Here is a 21,633-nt window from a genome sequence, read left to right as displayed (position 1 = left end):
GCATATGTCTGATTCATATTCGAATCCAGTCCTGGACATTAAAGGTCTGAGGACATCCTTTTATACGGATGATGGAGAAATTCCAGCAGTCGATCACATAGATATTCAAATTCATAAAGGAGAAATACTCGGTATTGTAGGGGAATCCGGCTGTGGTAAAAGCGTGACTTCCCTTTCTGTCATGGGACTCATCCCTTCCCCACCTGGACGGATTATTGGAGGCAACATTCTATTTAATGGGGAGAATTTACTTGATGCTTCTGAAAAACGAATGCGTTCGATTCGTGGAAATGAAATTGCAATGATTTTTCAAGAGCCGATGACGTCTTTGAATCCACTTTTCAAAATTGGCAATCAACTTATCGAAGCACTTCGGACACATCGAAAGTGGAGCCATGCCACGTACAAAGAGCGAGCGATAGAGATGCTTAACCTTGTCGGCCTCCCTCGTGCTGAGGAACTTTTACATGCCTATCCCCATCAATTGTCTGGTGGTATGCGGCAGCGTGTGATGATTGCCATGGCAATGATTTGTGACCCCAAATTGTTGATTGCAGACGAGCCAACAACCGCCTTGGATGTCACGATACAAAAACAAATCCTCCGATTGATGAGAAAATTAAATGAAACGATGGAAACCTCCATCATGCTGATTACCCACGATTTAGGTGTCGTTGCTGAGGTGTGTGATCGTATTGCCGTTATGTACGCTGGAAAAATTGTGGAGCAGAGTGATGCGAAAACCATTTTTGCTGACCCTAAACATCCTTATACGAAAGGCTTATTAGCTTCTGTACCTGATATACGCTCCAAAACGAACCGTCTGTTTTCTATACCAGGTAATGTTCCTAAACCAGGATCAATCAAAAGAGGATGCCGGTTTGCGGAACGGTGTCAGTATGCTATGGATCATTGCTTTGAACAGGATCCTGATTTGTATTCCTTTAACAATGGCAAGCATCAAGTCCGCTGTTTCCTATACGAAAAAGAAGGTGAGTCTGCACATGAATCAACCATTACTTCAAGTTAATCAGCTAAAGAAGTACTTCCCCATCACCGGCGGTATTTTAGCCAGAAAAATTGGTGAGGTGAAAGCAGTAGATGACGTATCGTTTTCTGTGCATCACGGAGAAACGCTAGGCTTAGTTGGGGAAAGTGGCTGCGGCAAATCTACCACGGGAAGAGTATTATTACGACTTCTTGAAGCGACGGATGGTGACATATTATTTGAAGGTCAATCCATTACCACCCTTTCTTCGAAGCAGATGAAAAAGTTGCGTAAAGAAATGCAGCTTATTTTCCAGGACCCATACGCTTCTCTAAACCCTCGCCATACTGTTGAGAAAATTTTAGAAGAACCGTTAATTGTTCATGGGATAAAAGATAAACAAGAACGAAAGAAACGAATCCGGGAGATGCTTTCCGTTGTCGGCCTTGATTCCTATCACGCATCTCGTTATCCCCATCAATTCAGCGGGGGGCAGCGTCAACGAATTGGCATTGCCCGTGGTTTGATGACACATCCAAAATTAATCATTGCCGATGAACCAGTCTCTGCATTAGATGTATCCATTCAATCTCAAGTATTGAATCTACTGAAAGACCTCCAACACAAATTCGACCTAACGTATATATTCATTGCACATGATTTAGGGGTTGTTCGTCATATTAGTGATCGTGTAGGCGTAATGTATTTAGGGAGGTTGGTCGAACTTACCGCTAGTGATGCTTTATATGATGAACCACTTCATCCCTATACGAAATCTCTACTTTCCTCCGTACCTATTCCGGATCCAAACCTACCTATAAATGACGATGAATTGCTAACAGGGGAGATGCCTAGTCCTTCGAATCCACCTAAAGGATGTGCATTTCATACTCGTTGCAAGGAATGCATGGACATGTGCAAGACGACGCGACCTGTCTTTAAGGAGATTAAACCAAATCATTATGTTGCTTGCCATCTATATAATGATGAACAAGCACATTCATGATATATTCACTTATTTTAAGGGGGATTTAATACATGTCGAAACGCTTTGGATTGTTGGCTTTACTGTTTATGCTACTCCTTTCCGTTGCTCTGATTGGATGTAGTGACAATTCAGATGAGGAACAAGAGGATACACCTAAAGAAAATACAGAAGATCAAGCAGAGGATACCAATGAAGGTACCAACGAGGATAAGAATACAGATACTAGCGAAGATACTTCTACAAAGGATACGTTAATCTATGCTCGTGGTGGAGATTCCACTGCGCTTGATCCAATCACGACTACCGAGGGCGAAACATTTCGTGTGACAGAGAATATTTTTGAAACACTTTTAAATTATGAAGACACGAATACACAACTCGTACCAGGATTAGCGAAAGAATGGACCGTTTCTGATGATGGATTAACCTACACCTTCACATTAGAAGAAGGCGTAAAGTTCCATGATGGAACTGATTTTAATGCTGATGCCGTTGTCTTCAACTTTGAACGCTGGATGAATGGAGATTCGGAGCAATTCCCTTACTATACAATGTTTGGGGGCTTTAAAGGAGATGAAGGGCACGTTATTAAAGAGGTAAAAGCAGTGGATGAGTTCACTGTCGAATTTACCTTGAACCGCCCACAAGCACCATTCCTTAAAAACTTGGCGATGACACCATTTGGTATAGCAAGCCCTGATGCTGTTGATAAGCATGGAGACAAATTTACTGAAAATCCTGTAGGTACTGGACCATTCCAATTTACCGAATGGAAACGAAACGAACGCATCGTTTTAGAGAAGAATGAAAACTATTGGAAGGAAGGCCTTCCAAAGTTAAACAAAGTAATCTATACCGTTATCCCTGAGAACTCCGCTCGTTTAAATGCACTAATGACGGGGGAAGTTGACTTAATTGATGGGGTTAATCCTTCTGATGTAGAACGTATCGAATCGGATGAGAACCTACAAATCATGGAACGCCCATCCATGAACGTTGGCTATATGGCGTTTACAATGAACCGTGATACTCCGATGGCTACCGAGCAAAAGGTACGTCAGGCTCTAAGCCACGCAGTACCGAAGGAACAAATTATTGAAGCGTTTTATGGTGGGTTAGCAGAACCAGCCAAAACCGTAATGCCTCCTAGTATTGAAGGCTACAATGATGACATTGAAGACTATGAATATGATGTAGAAAAAGCCAAATCTCTTCTTGCGGAAGCAGGTTATGAAGATGGCTTTGAATTCAACCTATGGTACATGCCAGTTCCACGCCCGTATATTCCAGAAGGTCAAAAAATTGCCGAAGTGCTCCAGCAAAGCTTTGCAGAAATTGGTGTGACGGCTAACCTGCAAACGGCTGACTGGGGTACCTATCTAGAAAAAGCAAGTAAAGGTGACTTTGACGCGTTCCTACTTGGCTGGACAGGTGACAATGGCGACCCAGATAACTTCATTTACACGCTTTTAGATAAAGACAGCATTGGTAGCAACAACTATGCGTACTACTCTAACGACGAATTGCATGAAGTGTTAATTGAGGCTCAAACCATTACAGACCAAGACAAACGTAATGAGCTATACAAACAAGCTCAAGAAATGGTTCATGCTGATGCTCCTTGGATTCCATTAGTACACTCAACACCAGTTGTAGCTGCCAAGAAAGAAGTTACAGGCTACATTCCACACCCTACAGGATCAGAAGCTGTGACAAACGTAGAATTTAAGTAGGTTCCTCAGGGGACTGTCCCCTTGTTCCGGGCAGTCCCCTTCATTATATATAAGGAGGTGTAAGGAGTGTTTGCTTATACCATACGTCGCCTTTTTATGCTAATCCCGGTTCTGATTGGCATGAGTATTCTCGTCTTCTCTATCATTTATTTAATTCCTGGTAATCCTGCACAAATTATATTAGGCCAACGCGCAACAGTCGAAGCCATAGCTCAAGTCGAACAACAGCTAGGACTTGATCAACCGTGGTACATTCAATATTTTGATTACGTTGGCGGGCTGCTGCAAGGGGACCTGGGCACTTCTATCAAAACAAAAGTTCCGATTAGTAATGAGATTTATCCCTATCTGGCAGCCACTATTGAACTAACCGTTGTAGCGATTATCATTGCGATTGTCATTGGTGTGAATGCTGGTATTGTCAGTGCATGGCTCCATAATTCTTGGTTTGATTATATCGCAATGATTTTTGCTTTGATTGGGGTCTCGATGCCCATTTTTTGGTTGGGATTAATGGAGCAGTACATCTTTTCGGTACAGCTTGAATGGTTACCTTCCACTGGACGATATGATGCTTCTACGGTCATTACCCCTATTACCCACTTGTATTTGGTGGACACCTTGCTTCAAGGAAACATGGCTCACTTCTGGGATGTAAGTAAGCATTTGATTTTACCTGGTCTAGCTCTAGCCACCATCCCTATGGCGATTATCGCACGAATCACGCGTTCCTCTATGTTAGAAGTAATGCGGTCTGACTTTATCCGAACAGCTCGCGCAAAAGGATTGAATAGCTTTTGGGTGGTGTACAAGCACTCGCTTAAAAATGCTGTTATCCCTGTATTAACTGTCATCGGACTTCAAACAGGCTTGCTACTTGGAGGAGCGATTTTAACAGAAACCATTTTTGGGTGGCCTGGTATTGGTCGCTATATCTATGACGCCATTAATTATCGAGATTATCCGGTAATTCAATCAGGCATTCTGCTCGTTGCAACGATTTTTGTAATGATTAACTTGATCGTCGATTTGCTCTACGCAGCCATTGATCCACGTATTACGTACAATTAACGGTTAGGGGGAGTTTTAATGGCACCATCTTCATCTGCGAAAGTGAATGATATTCCTGTTGTAAAAGAAAGAGCCTCCTCTCCGTGGCGTGATGCGTGGAGGAACTTTTCTAAAAATAAAGTCGCCATTATGGGATTAGTCATAGTAGTATTTTTTATTCTTCTAGCAATATTAGCTCCAGTCATCATGCCTTACGATTACGCTAAAACCAATCTACTCGATCGTTTACAAGGACCTTCCGCTGAGCATTGGTTAGGAACCGATGATTTTGGACGAGATATTCTTTCTCGCATTATCTATGGAGCACGCATTTCCCTTTGGGTTGGATTTTCCTGCGTGATTGGATCAGTCATCGTAGGTTGTACACTTGGCATACTGGCTGGCTACTACGGTAAATGGGTGGATATTGTCATTTCACGAATATTTGATATTCTACTCGCCTTTCCGAGTATATTGTTAGCGATAGCTATCGTAGCGATATTAGGTCCAGACTTACAAAATGCCCTGATTGCTATAGCTGTCATCAACGTCCCAAACTTTGGACGGCTAATTCGATCAAAGGTATTGAGTGTGAAAGAAGAAGAATATATTACCGCCGCTAAATCTGTTGGTATGAACGACTTCAGAATCTTGTTTCGGCATATCCTACCTAATAGCATGACCCCTATCATCGTACAAGGTACACTAGCCATTGCTACTGCTATTATTGAGGTTGCTGCCCTTAGCTTTCTTGGCTTAGGGGCTCAGTCACCGGACGTTGATTGGGGAAAAATGCTTGCCGATTCGAAGCAGTATCTTGTCCAAGCTCCATGGACGATGATTTTCCCTGGTTTAGCGATTATGCTTACCGTTCTAGGGTTCAATTTAATGGGAGATGGACTGCGAGATGCACTCGATCCGAAGATGAAACAATAATATTACGTATAGATTCTGTAAATATTGAATAAAGTAAGTAAAGTCGATTTTGGGAGGCAGAAATCGGAGTTTTTTGGGTAATGGTGTTTCTCCATTCATCACAAAAGGGGTGAAAGGTAATGAAACAGTATAAGGTTCGTTTCTACAACGCATGTGTAAAACTAACCAAAAAATTATCCGCCAAACGAAGCAGCAAGCTAACGAAGTAATACATCAGTTCCTCCTCTCCACTATAAAAGGGCCTGGCTCTTAGAACGTTTGATGTTCTAGGAGCCAGGCCCTTTTTTTATGGAGTAATATCGGTATCTGTGTTTCCTTTATCTCAAAAGGATTAATGGAAGTTCGATTAAGATCGCTGCATCCTGCAGCAACATCGAACCAACCCACGTCCTGTGGGCCGCAGCATATACGTCGCTAAACGGGCGCTTGCGCTTTAGTTACGTCCAGCTCCAGCGCCTACCCCCTCGGGGTCTTAAGCAAATCCTCTCTGTGGCAAAAATCGCCACGACGAGGCTTTGCTTAAGCCTGTCGGGGGTGAGCAAGGCGCTTGCGCTTTAGTTTTTATCTAAATCAAATTCTTGTGCGATTTCGTTCATTTTGTTTTTCATCATTTCATCGTTCATTACATTTTGCGTGGTTCCTACTTGGGCTGGGTCTTCGAATAGGTTGCTCATGCGTTCTTTGGTTCTTTCGTACGTTTCCTTCGTTTTGTCTGCGGCTCCGTACATGCCCATTTTCATGGATTCGCCCATGCCTTCAGGTAGATGCATTTGTTCTTTTTCTGCTTTTGCTTCTTCTAATAAGTGTGTAAAGCCTTTGCCTGTACCAGAAGCCAAGCCTTTGACTTGATCTCCTACAAACATTGCCGCTCCAACACCTTTCACTAAAGCTTTTCGAGTTCCTTTTCTTGCATCGTCTGAAAAGGTTAATAACAACACCCCTGCTGTCACCCATCCCCACGGATTATTAAAGGACATCATTTTCTTCCACATATTCCATAACCTCCTCACTTTAAAGTGTAAGCATTTTATTAGAGTGGACTAGATTATCCCTTTTTATACAAAAGGAACTTTGGATGTATAAAAACTTTAAAATTCCTTAACAATAGGACTATGAAAATCATCAAAGAGGAAGATGTCATTTGGAATCAATAAGCATTCAAAAACGTTCCTTCCAGGCAATTGATGGAAGGCTTCGTTTTGAGTTATACGACCTAGAAAATAATGAACATATAAAAAACAAATTCGAGAAAATCTTCTCTACACTTCCTGGCATTCAAAGTGTTGAAGCAAGTGTAGTGACAGGCAGAGTGCTTATTCAATATGTTGACTCCATTCTTTCTCTTTCTGAAGTAACGAAACTGATTCAGTCTTTCGAGAAAGCGTGGTTCTACAAGAAACATAAGCAACATGAAGTAGCACCAGAAGTAATAGAAGATGAACAACAAGCACATGTAGCCGCAACTTACGAAGATGCGATGCATGTGAATCGGTTAGGGTTCATGCCGGTTGAGGGGCGTAAATCGCGTACGCTTCCTTTTGCAGTTATGTTATCTATGGGAGGCGTCCTCGTTTTATCCATGAAACGATGGATTTGGGGACCTTCTTTCTGGGCTGCCCATCCAATACCATTCTATTTAAGTGCAGCCACAGCTATTTTAACGGGATATCCGTTTTTCAAACGAAGCATTGACCTAGCTGATCAGAAGAAGCCACATTGGAAAATTGATTGGTTGTTAGGAGCAAGCTCTCTTGCTCTCGGTTTAGTGAGGGAAAATGTTGTCGTATTAGCAGGTTTAACTATTTTGAACACGTTAAATTGGAAACGTCAGAAAGCTCATTTGAATGACGCTTCTTACTTGGAGGAGTCACCAGTTCTTCCTGAAATCAAGCGCTACAACAATCGAATGGGTAAATTAGGGTTTGCCGCTGCAGGAGCGAATCTTGCCATCACTCGCAATCCATTTACTACGCTTGGATTGTTGTTAGCTGCAAACCCTCGTCCATCTCGAATTGCTTCTGAATTTTCATGGAAGCAAGCAGAGCTTGATGCTAAGGAACAGCAGTGGACGGTTCCAGAACATGGTTCTCTATTCCACTTATCGCAAGTAAATACGATCATAACGGAAGATCCAGCCGTGCTAGTGGAGAATCATACCCTTCGACCAGAAGCACATGAATTTTTACAAACACTGCCGGATCAAACGAACATCATTATTGGAAGCAAGAAGAAAAACTTACAAGCACAACAAGATGCGGAGCAAACTAGGTACACCGTTGCTTCCATGTATCCTCATCTGTGTGTGAAAGATGCGAATACATCGTATCCTGCAGAACGTCATCATGCGCTCGTGATTAGACCAGAAAAAGAGATGCCTACACATAATTTAGCGTCTTATTATCCATCCATCATGCAGGATGACCTTGCTGGGTTAACCCAAACGATGAAGAAAGTATTCCAGATACGCAAAACGAATTTACGACAGTTAAACGTCACAAAAGGTTGGAATCTATTTGGGAGTATCTTAGCGGTAACAAGAAGATACAGTGCTCCTGTCATTAATCTAATGGCGGACAGCTTGATTCTAATGTTCCTTTCCCACAACCAAAAGGAAACAAAGCCAGAGAAGCAGAAACAACCAAAGACTCGTGATGTACAAACTGCATCTGCCCTTGAAGAAGATGCTCCTGTATTCACGTGGCATGCAGAAAAAGAAAAGCAATTAGTCGATCAGTTTCACTCTGACACTGAACAAGGCTTATCATCTCTTCAAGTGAAAACCAAACGATTAAAGCATGGTAAAAATGAATGGAAGATGAAAGAAAAGCCTCATTGGTTTGTAACGTATTTTGAACAATTAAAAGAATTCACGACCATCATCCTTGGAAGCACTGCTTTAATCAGCATGCTACAGGGTCATATTTTTGATGGTATGGTAATGGGTTCTATTTTATTAGCTAATGCGGGAATTGGAGCGTATCAAGAGCGGAAAGCAGCGAATTTACTTGATAGCGTAAATGATTTCAAACCTCCTATTTCCACTGTTATAAGAAATGGAAAAGAAATCGAAGTTCCAGCAACAGAACTCGTTCCTGGAGATATCGTCAACATAGAAGCTGGTGACCGTGTACCAGCAGACTTACGTTTACTCCGTTCATGGAACATGGAAGTAAATGAAGCGACCCTAACAGGTGAATCTTTACCAGTGCCTAAAAATGTCGGAACGCTGGATTCCTCTACTACCGTAGCTGACCGTTCCAACATGCTGTTTATGGGAACGGATCTTACCCGCGGGCGAGGTCGGGCCATCGTTGTTGGCACAGGCACCCACACCGAAATGGGCCATTTATTGGTGCTCCTTTCGGATGAAAAAGACGAGAAAACCATTTTGCAACAACAGGTTGATTCGGTAAGTAAGAAGTTTCTTAAGCTTGCCCTCATCACTGGTAGTCTTGTCTTTCTAACTGGTGTAATCAGAGGCATTACCCTTGGACAAATGCTTACTACCTCTATCGCACTAGCAGCTTCAGCTATTCCTGAAGGACTGCCAGTTACGATAACCATTGCGCTAAGTGCCGGTGTTTTGCGTTTGTCTAAGAAAAAAGCTGTTACACGACGCTTAAGTGCACTGGAATCCATGGGTCGCGTGACAGTCATATGCTCTGATAAAACAGGAACGCTTACGAAAAACGAAATGACTGTAACAAAAGTAGCTACACCTTCTGATTTATATGAGGTATCTGGAAATGGGTATGAACCGGAAGGAACTATCACTTGCCAAACAAGTGAAGCAACGAATGCTGAAGATTTAGATGCTCTAATGAAAGTTGGGTGGCTATGTCAAAATACGTCCCTTTATAAAGAAGAGGACGAATGGAAAGTAAAAGGCGACCCAACAGAAGCTGCAATTTTAACGCTAGCTCATAAGCATGGGTATCATGATCAAGATTTCTCTGAGTGGCACCGTGTGCATGAAATCCCGTTTGATTCCCAACGAGGGATGATGTCTGTCGTTTGTAAAGAACACAGAGATCATAAGGATTGCTTTGTCATGACGAAAGGATCCTTAGAAAAAGTGTTAGATCGATGCACACATTTTCAAGTAAATGGAATGAAGAAAAAGCTAACCGACAAGCAAAAAACAGCATTTAAGGAGCAAAACCATCAATTTGCAGACGAGGCACTACGCGTTATTGCGTTTGCCTACGCTCCTATTACTTCAGAACCTGATTCTGATTCTGTTGAAGAAGTAGAGCGCGACCTAACGTTTGTAGGGATGGTTGGCATGATCGATCCACCTAAATCTGATGTGAAGGATAGCATCGAGGAATGCTATAACCTTGGCATTAGACCAGTAATGATTACAGGTGATCATCCAAAGACAGCCCAGGCCATTGGTAAGCAAGTTGGGTTAGAAGCAACACCTGAAAGCATTTTGACTGGCCAAGAAATAGATCAAATGGATGATCAGGATTTGTTTAATTGTGTAAATGACATATCCATTTTTGCACGAGTCACTCCTGACCATAAACTTCGCATCGTAACAGCTCTCCAAGAACACGATCACGTCGTTGCGATGTCAGGAGACGGTGTCAATGATTCGCCTGCCATTAAGAAAGCCAATGTTGGTATTGCCATGGGACAAACAGGCACAGAAGTAACAAAAGAATCAGCAGATATCGTTTTAACAGAAGATCATTTTCAAATTATATTGGATGCTGTTAAACAAGGTAGATCCATCATTGGTAATATTCGGCGAGCCTTAGGTTGCTTATTATCCGGGAATATTGCCGAGATTATTGTAACAAGTGTGGCTGTCGTAGCAGGTCTACCATTACCAATCATTCCAATTCAAATTTTGTTAATGAACCTTCTAACGGATGCCTTACCTGCTATGGTGTTTGCGATTAATCCTGGTCAATCCAATGCAGAAGAGCCGCGCAAGAAAATTGCCGATAGCTCCCTGTATAAACAAGTCATTACGAGAGGTTTATTGCTTGGAAGTAGTACGTTAGCTTTATTCGCCTTCACACTAGGTACCGGCGCTACGTTACTACAAGCTCAAACCATTGCGTTTGCGACACTCGTAACAGGACAACTAATTCAAACGTTCTCATGGAGAAAACATGGAACAGATGAATCGTTCCTAGATTTCAAACGAGACCGTTTCTTAATCGGAGCCATTAGCATCTCTGCTTTATCATTACTAAGTGTCATTTATGTTCCAACCCTAGCAAACATGTTCAGCACAGCTACACTTCAGCCTATTCAATGGTTGTATGTACTTGCTGCAGCAGGTAGTTCCGCATTAATTTCAAGACCAATTACTGCCATGCTACAACGTAAAGAACAAACACAAGCGCCAGAAGAAGCACAACCAGAACTTGCACTTGTTAGTTAGAAGAGCTCGAGTGAGACAAGGGACCTGTCCCCTCTGCTCGCTCAGGGCAATTGGGACGAGGGACCTGTCCCCTCGTCCCACTCTGGCGCATGATCGCTTAAAGATAAGATTTATCAGCCTTTATCAACCTGCCCCGTATGTATAGGATATCGGGGTTTCGGTTAGGCTGAACGTAATAGAACTCATAGGATAGGAGGTGTAGAAATTGATCATTCAACGATATGTACAACGGGCTTTAGTCGGCTCAGTCATCGTAGTTGCAGGTACTGCAATTTACCCAGTCGTACGACAAACCCTCCGACCTATGGTACGTGAAATATCCAAAGAAATGAACTATTTCATTGTATGCACCAAGGAAAGAATGGAAGATATGGTGGCAGAAGTGAAATTTGAACGCATGAAGAGACAGCTCGATAAACTCGATGTCATCGACTGTGAAGTAATCGAAATGGACGATGAACCACAGAAGACTAAATAAAAGGAGGTAATGTAGATGAATCAAAACCAACAAGAAGTCGTAGATTCCCTACGACAAGCAATGATTCATTTAGAACATGCCCTCGATACGTCTATACAAAATGTTAAAGAAGACTCATCCGAAAAGAAAATCACCCTCGATATTTGGGAAGAATTCATGAAAACCTTCATGAAAAAGGTAAAAACTAAAGGAAAAGAAAACGACCTAAACTTATTAGGCATGATGTCCATACCAAAATTTTTACGTTTGTAGCAGAAAGGCGCTGGAGCTGGACATCGCCAAAGCACAAACGCCCCAAAGCGACATGAGGGACCTGTCCCCTTGTCCCAAAAAGGGCTTGGAAATCCAAGCTCTTTTTTGTATTTATCCAATTATGTACCTCCCTTTTCACCTGACATCATTAAGTAAATCGCTTACAATAAATAGAAAAGGGGGTTACGTTGAAATGAAGACGCTCCATGTTAGTAATGAAATCCGAGAGGCTTTTATAGAACAAAAACCTATTGTGGCACTTGAATCCACTATTATTTCACATGGTTTGCCATACCCAGACAATAAAGAGGTGGCGCTACGTATCCATGACATTGTTCGTGAAGAAGGGGCTGTACCGGCTACAATTGCTATAATAGATGGCCAACTTAAAGTAGGATTAGATGAAGAGGATATCGAAAGGCTCGCAACAGAAGAGGGAGTCGTTAAAACTTCAATTCGGGACCTACCGGGTGTGTTAACAAAGCGCCAGACCGGATCTACAACTGTCGCAACTACGTCTTATGCAGCTAGTCAAGCTGGCATTCGCTTTTTTGCTACAGGTGGTATTGGTGGTGTACATAGAGACTTTCCTAATTCAATGGATGTCTCAAATGATTTGAACACCCTTGCCAAAAGTAATATTTGCGTTGTTTCTGCAGGTATTAAATCCATTTTAGACGTCCCAAATACACTTGAGATGTTTGAAACATTGGGGGTACCTGTGTATGGATATGAGACGACGCGTTATCCCGGCTTTTACACAACAGATAGTGGCATAACCGTTGAAACCATTTCAAAAGAAGAAGCCGCTTCCTTAATGAGGACAAAAGATCACCTAACATTGGATCAATCTGTGCATATTGCTGTACCAGTTCCTGAGGAAGAAGCCATTGATCCGGATTGGATGCACTCCATTATCCTTGAAGCCTTGCAAGAAGCCAACAATCAACATGTAACAGGAAAAGACATCACCCCCTTCCTCTTAAAAACGATACATGAGAAAACAAATGGCCAAAGTGTTAAAGCAAATATTGCCCTTATCAAAAATAACGCTAAAATCGCCGCTCAAATTGCCAATAATTATTATAATAACTATTAAATATATTTGTCAGTACTCTAGTCAGAATAGAGCACTTTTATCCACTGTCCACTGAAAATATCCTTACACATTAAGAAAGGATTTGTCCCTGGGCATATGATGAACCATCACACAACCAGGGCCAAATCCTTTTTTTCACTCAAGATGTATGAGATTGGCTTGTTCCATACTTTTGGAGAAACCTGCTACAAGCCCATAACCACTCTGATGAATTTTCCCTTTTATCGATTTATATTGATACTGAATTTCCGGTTCATCACTGAACACGACAATCGTCTCTACTGCAAAATCCCTTGATTCTGTTATTAATTCTTTGATATCAGATTCATCATAACCACGTTCTTCTATTAAGTAGCCCATAACCCGCTTTTCTAAAATAAGTTCCCGCACCTCTAATGACCCAAATGTAAAGAGTGGCAATACCATTAAGGTAACTAAAAGCCACACTCGAACTTTTTCGCGCACGCATCCCCCTCCTAAATTTCGTAAGTAACATTCTCAAGTGTATAAAAAAAGCAAGAATACAGTCACTTCCTTTATTCAGTAGGTATGTACTGTCTTCTTGCCTTTCTCGTTATTTCACACGTAAAATGGATCTTGGATAATCTTCTAAGTGTTTTGCACAGCCGTGGCAAAACTCATAAATAAATTCTACATCTACCGGTTTTGAGCTTCCATTTGCAGAGCAGAAATAAAACTCACCATCTTTGCTTTCGATGTAATCTCCTGTTCCTACAAATACCCCATTCCGAAGTTCAAATAAACAATTTGGTGCGCTTAATGTAAAATCCTTGCGCAATTGTTGTAGTAATGCTTTTGTTTTTAACTCCTGTCGTAAGTTAGCTTTTGAAATGGCTTGTAGGATTGTATGATTTGCTTCTAAATAAGATTTTGTAATAACCATAATAATACCTCCGTTTTCTCTCTATCTAATGCTATACCCTCAAACACATTAGCTATAACGTGTTATTATTATATCATAAATTTTCAGAATTTTTTACTCTTTTCTTGATCCCTTTTTATAAAAGTTGTATAAAAAAAGAGCCCAAAACGCTGCTGCGCTTCAGACTCTTTTCATTACTTTACCGACATAGCTTCTCCTATTCGATAATAATCCAAGAAGTTTTTTAATAGTTTTTTTCCATGGGTTGTTAAAATAGATTCTGGATGAAATTGTACTCCTTCAACCGCAAAGTCCACGTGACGGACGCCCATAATCTCTCCATCTGCTGTTTTCGACGTAATGGTGAGACAGTCTGGTATGTCTTCTTCGTTGGCGATTAAGGAATGATACCGACCTACTGTATAAGGAGACGGAATTTGGTTGTAAATCGTTTGGCCATCATGGATTATTTGCGACGTCTTTCCATGAAACAACTCTTTCACTTCAACAATCTTCCCACCAAAGGCTTGGATAATCGACTGATGACCTAAGCAAACACCTAAAATAGGGATGCTTCCTGCATACGTTTTAACGATATCCAAGCATACTCCAGCTTCATTTGGTGTACAAGGCCCTGGTGACAAAACAATTGCTTCTGGTTGAAGGAATTCGACTTCATCCACATCTATTTCATCATTTCTTCGCACAGTAATATCACTATGCATCTCGCCGATGTATTGAACAAGATTGTAGGTAAAAGAATCATAATTATCAATTATGAGGATCATGCTCAGCTCACCTTCTCTCTCCTATACTCTTCTCTACTAGTAGTTAATTAATTGGGTAATCTGCTCTTTCACTCGCTTAAGTCCTTCATCTCTCGTATCTTCTTTAAGAAGAGCTGATTGCTCTCCTTCAATGATTTTTATAATTTTGCTTCCAACAATGACCCCATCGGAATAGTTGTGCATGAGTTGTACCTGGTCATTCGTTGAGATTCCGAATCCTACTGCGACAGGCACGGAACTATAATGTTTCACCTTTTCCAAGAAGGATGAAATATTTGGATCCATTTCTGCTCTCTCACCTGTAACACCTAATGAGGATACACAATATAAGAAACCACTAGCCTGTTCCGCAATTCTTTTAATACGTTCTTCAGAATTTGGGGCAACTAATGAGATGAGTTGAATACCATGTGCTTCTGCATGTTGCTTTAACTCTTCACTTTCTTCAAGTGGAATATCTGGAACCAATAACCCATCAGCTTCATTCTTTTTCAGTTCTTTTACTAATGTCTCCATCCCATATTGAAGGACAGGATTGCAGTAAGTGAACAACACAATAGGGATATGAACACCACGTTTGCGCATCTCTGGGATAAGTTGAATCGCTTTTTGGATAGTCATTCCTTGTTCAATTGCTCTAGCAGCAGCTTGTTGAATAGTGGGACCATCAGCCAACGGATCAGAGTAAGGAACTCCTAATTCAAGTACGTCCGCTCCACTTTCTTGTAGCGTGTACGCTAACTCTATGGTAAGTTCAGGAGTTGGATCTCCACTCATAATAAAGGGTATGAACATGTTTTCTGTTTTAGGCAATCGTTGAGCAAAAGTAGATGTTACTGTATGATTAGTCAAGTCCGTCACTCCCTTCAAAGTATTCCATAATGGTGCTCATATCTTTATCCCCACGACCAGATACATTAATAACGATCGTTTCGCTCGGATCCATCGTTTCTGCTTCTTTTATCGCTTGGGCTACAGCATGAGCACTTTCAATGGCTGGAATAATGCCTTCAGTACGGGATAACGTCTTGATTGCTTCAAGAGCTTCATCGTCTGTAATGGATTCATAACGAACCTGTTTGGATGCATGAAGATAAGCATGCTCTGGACCAATGCCAGGATAATCTAACCCTGCTGAAATAGAATAAGGTTCTGTGATTTGACCGAATTCATCCTGTAACAAATACGTCATAGAACCATGGATGATACCAGGCGTCCCTTTCGTTAACGTTGCGGCATGCTCCGGTGATTGAATTCCTCTTCCAGCCGCTTCAATGCCAACAAGTTCCACACCTGTGCCAAGGAACGGATAGAACATGCCAATCGCATTACTACCTCCACCTACACAAGCATAAATACGATTTGGCAATCCACCTTTAACATCATCAAATTGAGTTTTGGTTTCGTCTCCAATCACTCGCTGGAAATTACGCACCATCTCGGGATATGGGTGTGGACCTACAACAGAACCAATCAGATAGTATTCATCATCACAATGAGCAACCCAATGACGAATCGCTTCATTGGTAGCATCCTTAAGCGTTTTACTACCTGAAGAAACCGGGATTACTTCAGCTCCAAGCAATTTCATACGGAATACGTTTAATTCCTGGCGTTCTATATCCTTTTCTCCCATAAACACCTTACATTCCAAGCCTAATTTGGCAGCGACCGTCGCCGAAGCAACGCCATGCTGTCCGGCTCCCGTTTCGGCAATAATTTTCGTTTTTCCCATTCGTTTCGCTAACAACGCTTGCCCTATCGCATTATTTAGTTTATGAGCACCTGTATGGTTTAAATCTTCTCGTTTCAGGTAGATTTGCGCACCACCCAAGGATTCCGTTAGCTGATTTGCGTAGGTAAATGCAGTTGGGCGACCTCCGTATGTTTTCAATTCATGTTGAAAGGCTGCAATAAACTCCTCATCTTGTAATGCTTCTGTTAGATATGCTTCAATTTCTTGCAAAGGTGCCATTAGTGTTTCCGGTACAAATTTTCCTCCGAAATCACCAAATCTTCCTTTTGCATCAGGATATGTTACTGACATGGTTCTTCCCCCTTACAATGGCTTCTATCTTTACGACATCCTTTTGTCCATCGGTTTCTGTACCACTCGACACATCTATGCCATCTGGTTTATAGCTATATAACTCTTTCACGTTCTCAGGTGTTATCCCACCTGCAATAAAGCATGGTACACCTTGGCGACGCCCTTCTTGTATATAAGCAGGAACCGCGTTCCAATCAAATTGCTGACCGCTACCACCCCATGCTCCCTTCACTTTCGCATCGACAACAAATCCATCAACGACCCCTTGATAGAGTCGCATCATTTCAATGGCGTCATCTGAATGATGAATAGCTTTCCATACAGGTAAGTCAAACTGCTCCTTAATATGCAAAATCTCTACTACCGTTTCTCTTCCATGCAGTTGAATAATATCGATATCCACTAAATGTAGTGTCGTCTCCAGCTCATTCATAGTCGGTTTCACAAATACACCTACTGTTGACTGATCATCATTCAATGTCGTCTGTTTTAACCATGAGGCTAAATGTTCTGGTAACACCTGACGTTTACTCTCTGCAAAAATAACTCCGAGATAAGGTGCTCCTGATGCTTGAGATTTCTGGAAGTCTTCAAGTGATTTATTCCCACATAATTTAACCATTGGCCCTTTCATGTGCTTCACTCCTCATCATGATGTCAATCTGCTCCATTGGATTTTCATGCCTCATTAATGCTTCCCCAATGAGCACCGCTTCTGCTCCAGCCCGTTTCACACGTAGAATATCTTCACGAGTGAAGATACCACTTTCACTAACGAGTAAGCTATTATCAGGGATATACGAAGCCATTCGTTCAGTTTGGTCCAAGCTCGTTTCAAAGGTTGTTAGGTCACGGTTATTGACTCCAACGATAACTGGTTCAAAATGTTTCAGAATGTTCGCTAAAACCTCTTCACTATGCACCTCTACCAATGCTTCCATTCCTTTTTCCCGAGCCGAATTGTATAATTCATGTAGCTTAGATGCTTCTAACGCTTCTCCAATTAATAAAATGGCGTCCGCTCCTATACGTGCGCTTTCCTCAACTTGTTCTTCCTCGATAATAAAATCTTTTCGTAAAATTGGCAGACGAACGTGCTTTTTTACATCGGAAATGTATTGACGGTGCCCTTGAAAAAATCGTTGGTCCGTAAGCACGGAAATCGCACTTGCGCCAGCTCGCTCATAAAAAGTGGCTGTCTCCACAGGTCGAAAATTCTCTTGAATAACCCCTTTAGATGGCGAGGCTTTTTTTATCTCTGCGATTAATCCTACAGGAAAATGACTATTCTTTAGTGCTTCATATAAGGAACGTCTTTCTACATTCTCATATGGTGGAAGTTCTAGTGTATCTAGTTCCTGACGTTTGTGTTGTAGAATTTGATCAAGCATGACGTACCCTCTCTTCCTGTTGGCATAACTCATTGTAATAATGCAGTACCTGTCCGTCGTATATCGCTTGCTGCACCATTTCTACACCTTGCTGCATGGAGTTAGCTTCTCCTGCAATGTACAACCCTGCAGCTGCGTTCAACACGACGATATTTGTGGCACTATGATTGGCTTCTCCACGAAAAATCTGTTGTATTAGCAGAGCACTCTGCTCACTATTTTCAACTTGAATATCCGATAACGTACCAGTTTGGATTCCAACATCCTCAGGTGAAAATGTAGAACGACTGATTTTACCTTTTTTAAGTTCCACCATATCTGTTGGCCCCGTTATGGAAATTTCGTCTAATCCATTTTCTCCAGTGACTAATAGCACATGTTCTGAGCCTAGATATTTTAATGTTTGAGCAAGCTTTTCTGCTAAAGATGTATCAAAAATACCAATCATTTGATGCTTGGAATTCGCTGGGTTCGATAAAGGTCCGAGTAGGTTAAATACCGTTCGAAAACCAAGTGATTTCCTTGCTGGTACAGCATGCTTCATTGCTTGGTGATAAAGTGGTGCATATAAAAAGGTCATTCCCTTTTCTTTTAACATATAAGCAGCATGCTCTGGTGTTGTATCAACCGGAACACCTAATAGCTCCAGCACATCTGCACTACCGCTAGAAGAGGAAACTTTTCGATTCCCGTGCTTGGCAACCTTTACTTGAAAAGAAGCTAACACAATCGCGACTGCAGTGGAAATATTAAAGGTGGATAACCCATCTCCGCCGGTTCCGCACGTATCAATGATTACCTCTTCATCATGTTGAATCGTCTTCATATGTTGACGCATCCCTTTGGTAAAGCCAAGTAATTCTTGTACCGTTTCACCTCGGAACCGTAATAAGGACAGTAAACTAGTGAGTTGTTCTGTTTGAATATTCCCTTTCATGATTTGATCCATTACGTCAAAGGCCTCGGCCTCTGATAGGGTTTCTTGTTGAACTAAACGATCTAATACAGGCTTAAGCATAGTGGGTTTCCTCCTTCACCTTGGATTGGTCTTGGAATAGTTGTTCAGCAGTCTCGATTGTTTGTAGTAAAGCACTCGCCTTATTCACTGTCTCCTGCCACTCTTTCTCAGGATCTGAATCAGCGACAACACCAGCTCCAGCCTGCACATATGCTGTTTGGTCCTTTAGTAGAATAGTACGAATCGCGATGCAAGAATCCATGTTTCCATCAAAGCCAAAGTAAACGACACCACCACCATAGAGGTTTCTCGCCGTAGGCTCTAACTCTTGAAGGATTTCCATTGCTCGAATTTTAGGGGCGCCAGATAACGTTCCAGCTGGAAAAGCGGCTTCAAATGCTTCAATTGGATGGACACCTTCTTTTAGCTCTCCTGTAACCTTACTAATCATGTGCATCACGCGAGAAAAACGAGTTACTTCTGAAAGTACCGGAACTTGCACCGTACCAAATGAAGCTACACGACCAACATCGTTTCTAGCAAGATCGACCAGCATGAAATGTTCAGCTTTTTCCTTCTCATCCTCACTCATTTCTTGAGCTAACGCTTCGTCCTCTTCAGGTGTAGCGCCTCTTTTACGAGTACCAGCTATGGGATGAATTTCAATTTGATTGTTTGCCACTTGAATCAATCGTTCAGGTGAACTACCAATCACTTCATAATCTTCGTATGACAAATAAAACATATAGGGGGACGGATTCAGATGACGTAAGACTCGATATAACTGAAAACCATCTGTTGCTATTTTTTTAGAAAATCGTTGCGATAGGACAGATTGAAAAATGTCTCCTGCGCGAATATATTCCTTAATTTTTTCTACATCACGTTTGTACGCTTCTTTTTCATAATTCGTTACGACATCATCTAGATTTACATCGTTAGATTGATGGAACGGAATCATAAAATCAGAGCGTTGTTGCTTTTGTAATTGCTCTAACAGATGTTGAATGCTATCTACAGCTTCTTGATAACGTAGCTTTCGTTTCACCTCATCATCTTCTTCGTTCACTCGCACATATCGAATGACGTTCATCGTATCTTTTTGATGGTCATAGGCAATTAGCGTTCGACAAAAGTGAAACTGGTAATGCGGAAGGTCTAGATCATTATTGTCATGCTTTGGAACCCTTTCCATATCGGAAATTGCATCATAGGAAACGAATCCTACACCACCACCCTGAAATGGCAATGGCACATGAGGTAACAATACATTTAATTCCTCAAACGTTTGTTGGAAAGCCTCTTGCAAATTCTCTACTTGTCTCTTCGCTTGAGTATCTTTATCTTCAACGAAAATTTGATCTTGTTCTTCGTAAATTTTTAAAAACGGATGTAATCCAATAAAGGAATATCGGGACCAATTGGAGGAATGGTCACCACTCTCTAGTAAATAAACCGCTTCTTCGCGCAAGCGATCATACATTTGTATTGGGGTTAACGTATCACTGTAGCATTGATACGTAATCGGAATCGTCTGATAGGTGTACGACTCCTGTAAAAATTGTGGAAAATCTTTCATGGTTTCTCACCTCTCCATTTTTATGGAGAATGAGTAGGTTGAGGTTTTACAGATGTGGAAATAAACCCATGGCGTTATGGGCCTTCAAAAAATAAACCTTCACTCTGCTTATATGCTCTTCTCCTACCTCAACTCAGCTGTCTCATTCTCGTCTCAACTAATCTCATCTACTTACCTAGAGCCTACAGATTGTAGGTCAGTCCGACATTTACGCTCTCTAGCGTGAATCGCCGGAAGAAATGCGCAAGCGCCCGTTTAGCGACGTACAAACTGGACGGCTCCGTATGAGATAAAGGAAACACGGAGAGCGGTAGCGATCCGATGTTGACTTATCGTAAGGAGGAGCAGGAAGTTTGCTAGTCGCTGGGCGCTGGAGCTAGACATGTAAGCGCCAGACCTCGCACTTTCTTTTCTTAAACAATTTCTATCATTCTATATACTATACTCGTATCTTCTCTAAACTTGTTTGTAAGTTTAATATATCGATTGAATTCTGTCAATTTTGAAATATTCGTTTATGAGGGATTAGCGGTTTTTTGTATAGGCTGTGAAAACGTTTGGTGTTGATATAAGGGAATAGTTTTATGTTCTTCCATATAAGCACCATTATGTTGAAGACTTGGATTCGAGATATTATGGGGGATGAGAGATGTTTCCGTTTCTTTAAATGGAATAAAGGTGGCCGTGGAACAACTCGCGTCCTGCCGGCGAGCTGGCAAGCCTCCTCAAGCCCAAGGTCGGGGCTTTCCGGGGTCTTGCCTACCTCTTTCTCCGGCGGGAGTCTCCTTGTTCCACGGCCACCTTTGCTTCTATTGAGATGAACGGAAACATGGTCTGGTTAAAAGGGTACGTTTTCTGAATGGTAGTATTTACGAAGCGAAAAAATGATTATGACATAAAGTCAAGCTATTCTAGCGGACATATAGTCTCTTATTCGTCGATTTAAAGGCTGTTTTGCATTCGTAACGGACATCCAGTACGCTATTTGGCCTAAATCAGCTTAATGTTGGGTGTTTTTTCACAAATAAGATACCATATGTCCGCAAGCATCTCTAAAAT

19 protein-coding genes are annotated in these 21,633 nt (G+C 41.6%); 9 read left to right on the top strand and 10 right to left on the bottom strand.

The annotated features are described in order from the left end of the window. Window positions 1–4 precede the first annotated feature (4 nt). The 5 genes from N782_RS05020 to nikC all read left to right on the top strand — a co-directional run bounded on the left by N782_RS05020 (window position 5) and on the right by nikC (window position 5,695). Window positions 5–1,030 carry an ABC transporter ATP-binding protein gene (locus N782_RS05020; RefSeq protein ID WP_036816950.1) on the top strand — a complete coding sequence of 342 codons (1,026 nt, stop codon included), beginning with the start codon at window positions 5–7 and terminating at the stop codon, window positions 1,028–1,030. Further along, on the top strand, window positions 1,005–1,994 hold the full coding sequence (locus tag N782_RS05015; protein WP_036816947.1) for an ABC transporter ATP-binding protein: 990 nt from the start codon (window positions 1,005–1,007) through the stop codon (window positions 1,992–1,994). Before N782_RS05020 ends, N782_RS05015 begins: the two co-directional genes overlap by 26 nt. Window positions 1,995–2,026: 32 nt before the next feature. Continuing rightward, window positions 2,027–3,709, top strand: coding sequence for an ABC transporter substrate-binding protein (locus tag N782_RS05010; RefSeq protein WP_036816945.1), 1,683 nt, complete (start codon window positions 2,027–2,029; stop codon window positions 3,707–3,709). Between the two features lie 66 nt (window positions 3,710–3,775). After that, a complete protein-coding gene (locus N782_RS05005) occupies window positions 3,776–4,780 on the top strand; it encodes an ABC transporter permease (protein ID WP_036816944.1) in 1,005 nt (334 codons plus the stop codon). Window positions 4,781–4,798: 18 nt separating this feature from the next. After that, window positions 4,799–5,695 carry a nickel transporter permease gene (gene nikC / locus N782_RS05000; RefSeq protein ID WP_052111183.1) on the top strand — a complete coding sequence of 299 codons (897 nt, stop codon included), beginning with the start codon at window positions 4,799–4,801 and terminating at the stop codon, window positions 5,693–5,695. A 554-nt stretch (window positions 5,696–6,249) separates the two neighbouring features. Here the strand turns inward: nikC and N782_RS04995 are convergent. Continuing rightward, complete coding sequence (locus N782_RS04995; protein ID WP_036816942.1) at window positions 6,250–6,687, bottom strand: hypothetical protein; 438 nt, start codon at window positions 6,685–6,687, stop codon at window positions 6,250–6,252. A gap of 149 nt (window positions 6,688–6,836) precedes the next feature. On the opposite strand from N782_RS04995, the gene N782_RS04990 reads away from it, so the two are divergent. The 4 genes from N782_RS04990 to N782_RS04975 all read left to right on the top strand — a co-directional run bounded on the left by N782_RS04990 (window position 6,837) and on the right by N782_RS04975 (window position 12,925). Continuing rightward, entirely contained in the window at window positions 6,837–11,096 is a 4,260-nt protein-coding gene (locus tag N782_RS04990) for a cation-translocating P-type ATPase (RefSeq protein WP_052111182.1), read from the top strand. 205 nt (window positions 11,097–11,301) lie between these two features. Next, window positions 11,302–11,574: a hypothetical protein gene (locus tag N782_RS04985; protein WP_036816939.1), complete on the top strand. Its 273-nt coding sequence runs from the start codon at window positions 11,302–11,304 to the stop codon at window positions 11,572–11,574. 15 nt (window positions 11,575–11,589) lie between these two features. Beyond that, window positions 11,590–11,826 carry a hypothetical protein gene (locus N782_RS04980; RefSeq protein WP_036816936.1) on the top strand — a complete coding sequence of 79 codons (237 nt, stop codon included), beginning with the start codon at window positions 11,590–11,592 and terminating at the stop codon, window positions 11,824–11,826. A gap of 193 nt (window positions 11,827–12,019) precedes the next feature. Beyond that, window positions 12,020–12,925 carry a pseudouridine-5'-phosphate glycosidase gene (locus N782_RS04975; RefSeq protein ID WP_036816932.1) on the top strand — a complete coding sequence of 302 codons (906 nt, stop codon included), beginning with the start codon at window positions 12,020–12,022 and terminating at the stop codon, window positions 12,923–12,925. Between the two features lie 135 nt (window positions 12,926–13,060). On the opposite strand, the gene N782_RS04970 is transcribed toward N782_RS04975, so the two are convergent. From N782_RS04970 to trpE, 9 genes are all read right to left on the bottom strand, one after another. After that, window positions 13,061–13,390, bottom strand: coding sequence for a DUF3139 domain-containing protein (locus N782_RS04970; protein ID WP_036816930.1), 330 nt, complete (start codon window positions 13,388–13,390; stop codon window positions 13,061–13,063). 109 nt (window positions 13,391–13,499) lie between these two features. Beyond that, window positions 13,500–13,829 (bottom strand): hypothetical protein, encoded by a 330-nt coding sequence (locus N782_RS04965; protein ID WP_036816927.1) that lies wholly within the window; start codon window positions 13,827–13,829, stop codon window positions 13,500–13,502. A gap of 173 nt (window positions 13,830–14,002) precedes the next feature. Then, window positions 14,003–14,596, bottom strand: coding sequence for an anthranilate synthase component II (locus N782_RS04960; RefSeq protein ID WP_036816924.1), 594 nt, complete (start codon window positions 14,594–14,596; stop codon window positions 14,003–14,005). Window positions 14,597–14,632: 36 nt separating this feature from the next. Further along, window positions 14,633–15,448 carry a tryptophan synthase subunit alpha gene (gene trpA, locus N782_RS04955; protein WP_036816922.1) on the bottom strand — a complete coding sequence of 272 codons (816 nt, stop codon included), beginning with the start codon at window positions 15,446–15,448 and terminating at the stop codon, window positions 14,633–14,635. Further along, the gene (gene trpB / locus N782_RS04950; RefSeq protein ID WP_036816920.1) at window positions 15,441–16,643 is read right to left on the bottom strand and encodes a tryptophan synthase subunit beta; all 1,203 of its coding nucleotides are present in this window, start codon (window positions 16,641–16,643) and stop codon (window positions 15,441–15,443) included. The genes trpA and trpB overlap by 8 nt, the downstream gene beginning before the upstream one ends. After that, a complete protein-coding gene (locus tag N782_RS04945; protein WP_036816918.1) occupies window positions 16,624–17,280 on the bottom strand; it encodes a phosphoribosylanthranilate isomerase in 657 nt (218 codons plus the stop codon). The genes trpB and N782_RS04945 overlap by 20 nt, the downstream gene beginning before the upstream one ends. Then, window positions 17,261–18,037 (bottom strand): indole-3-glycerol phosphate synthase TrpC, encoded by a 777-nt coding sequence (gene trpC, locus N782_RS04940; protein ID WP_036816914.1) that lies wholly within the window; start codon window positions 18,035–18,037, stop codon window positions 17,261–17,263. The genes N782_RS04945 and trpC overlap by 20 nt, the downstream gene beginning before the upstream one ends. Next, window positions 18,030–19,055 (bottom strand): anthranilate phosphoribosyltransferase, encoded by a 1,026-nt coding sequence (trpD, locus tag N782_RS04935; protein ID WP_036816912.1) that lies wholly within the window; start codon window positions 19,053–19,055, stop codon window positions 18,030–18,032. The genes trpC and trpD overlap by 8 nt, the downstream gene beginning before the upstream one ends. Continuing rightward, a complete protein-coding gene (trpE, locus tag N782_RS04930; protein WP_036816909.1) occupies window positions 19,048–20,574 on the bottom strand; it encodes an anthranilate synthase component I in 1,527 nt (508 codons plus the stop codon). Before trpE ends, trpD begins: the two co-directional genes overlap by 8 nt. Window positions 20,575–21,633 lie beyond the last annotated feature (1,059 nt).

It is taken from the genome of Pontibacillus yanchengensis Y32, from assembly GCF_000770635.1.
In the GTDB taxonomy this organism is placed as follows: domain Bacteria; phylum Bacillota; class Bacilli; order Bacillales; family BH030062; genus Pontibacillus; species Pontibacillus yanchengensis.
The sequence above is the reverse complement of the archived record's forward strand: the minus strand, read 5'-3'. Positions and strand labels throughout refer to the sequence as shown.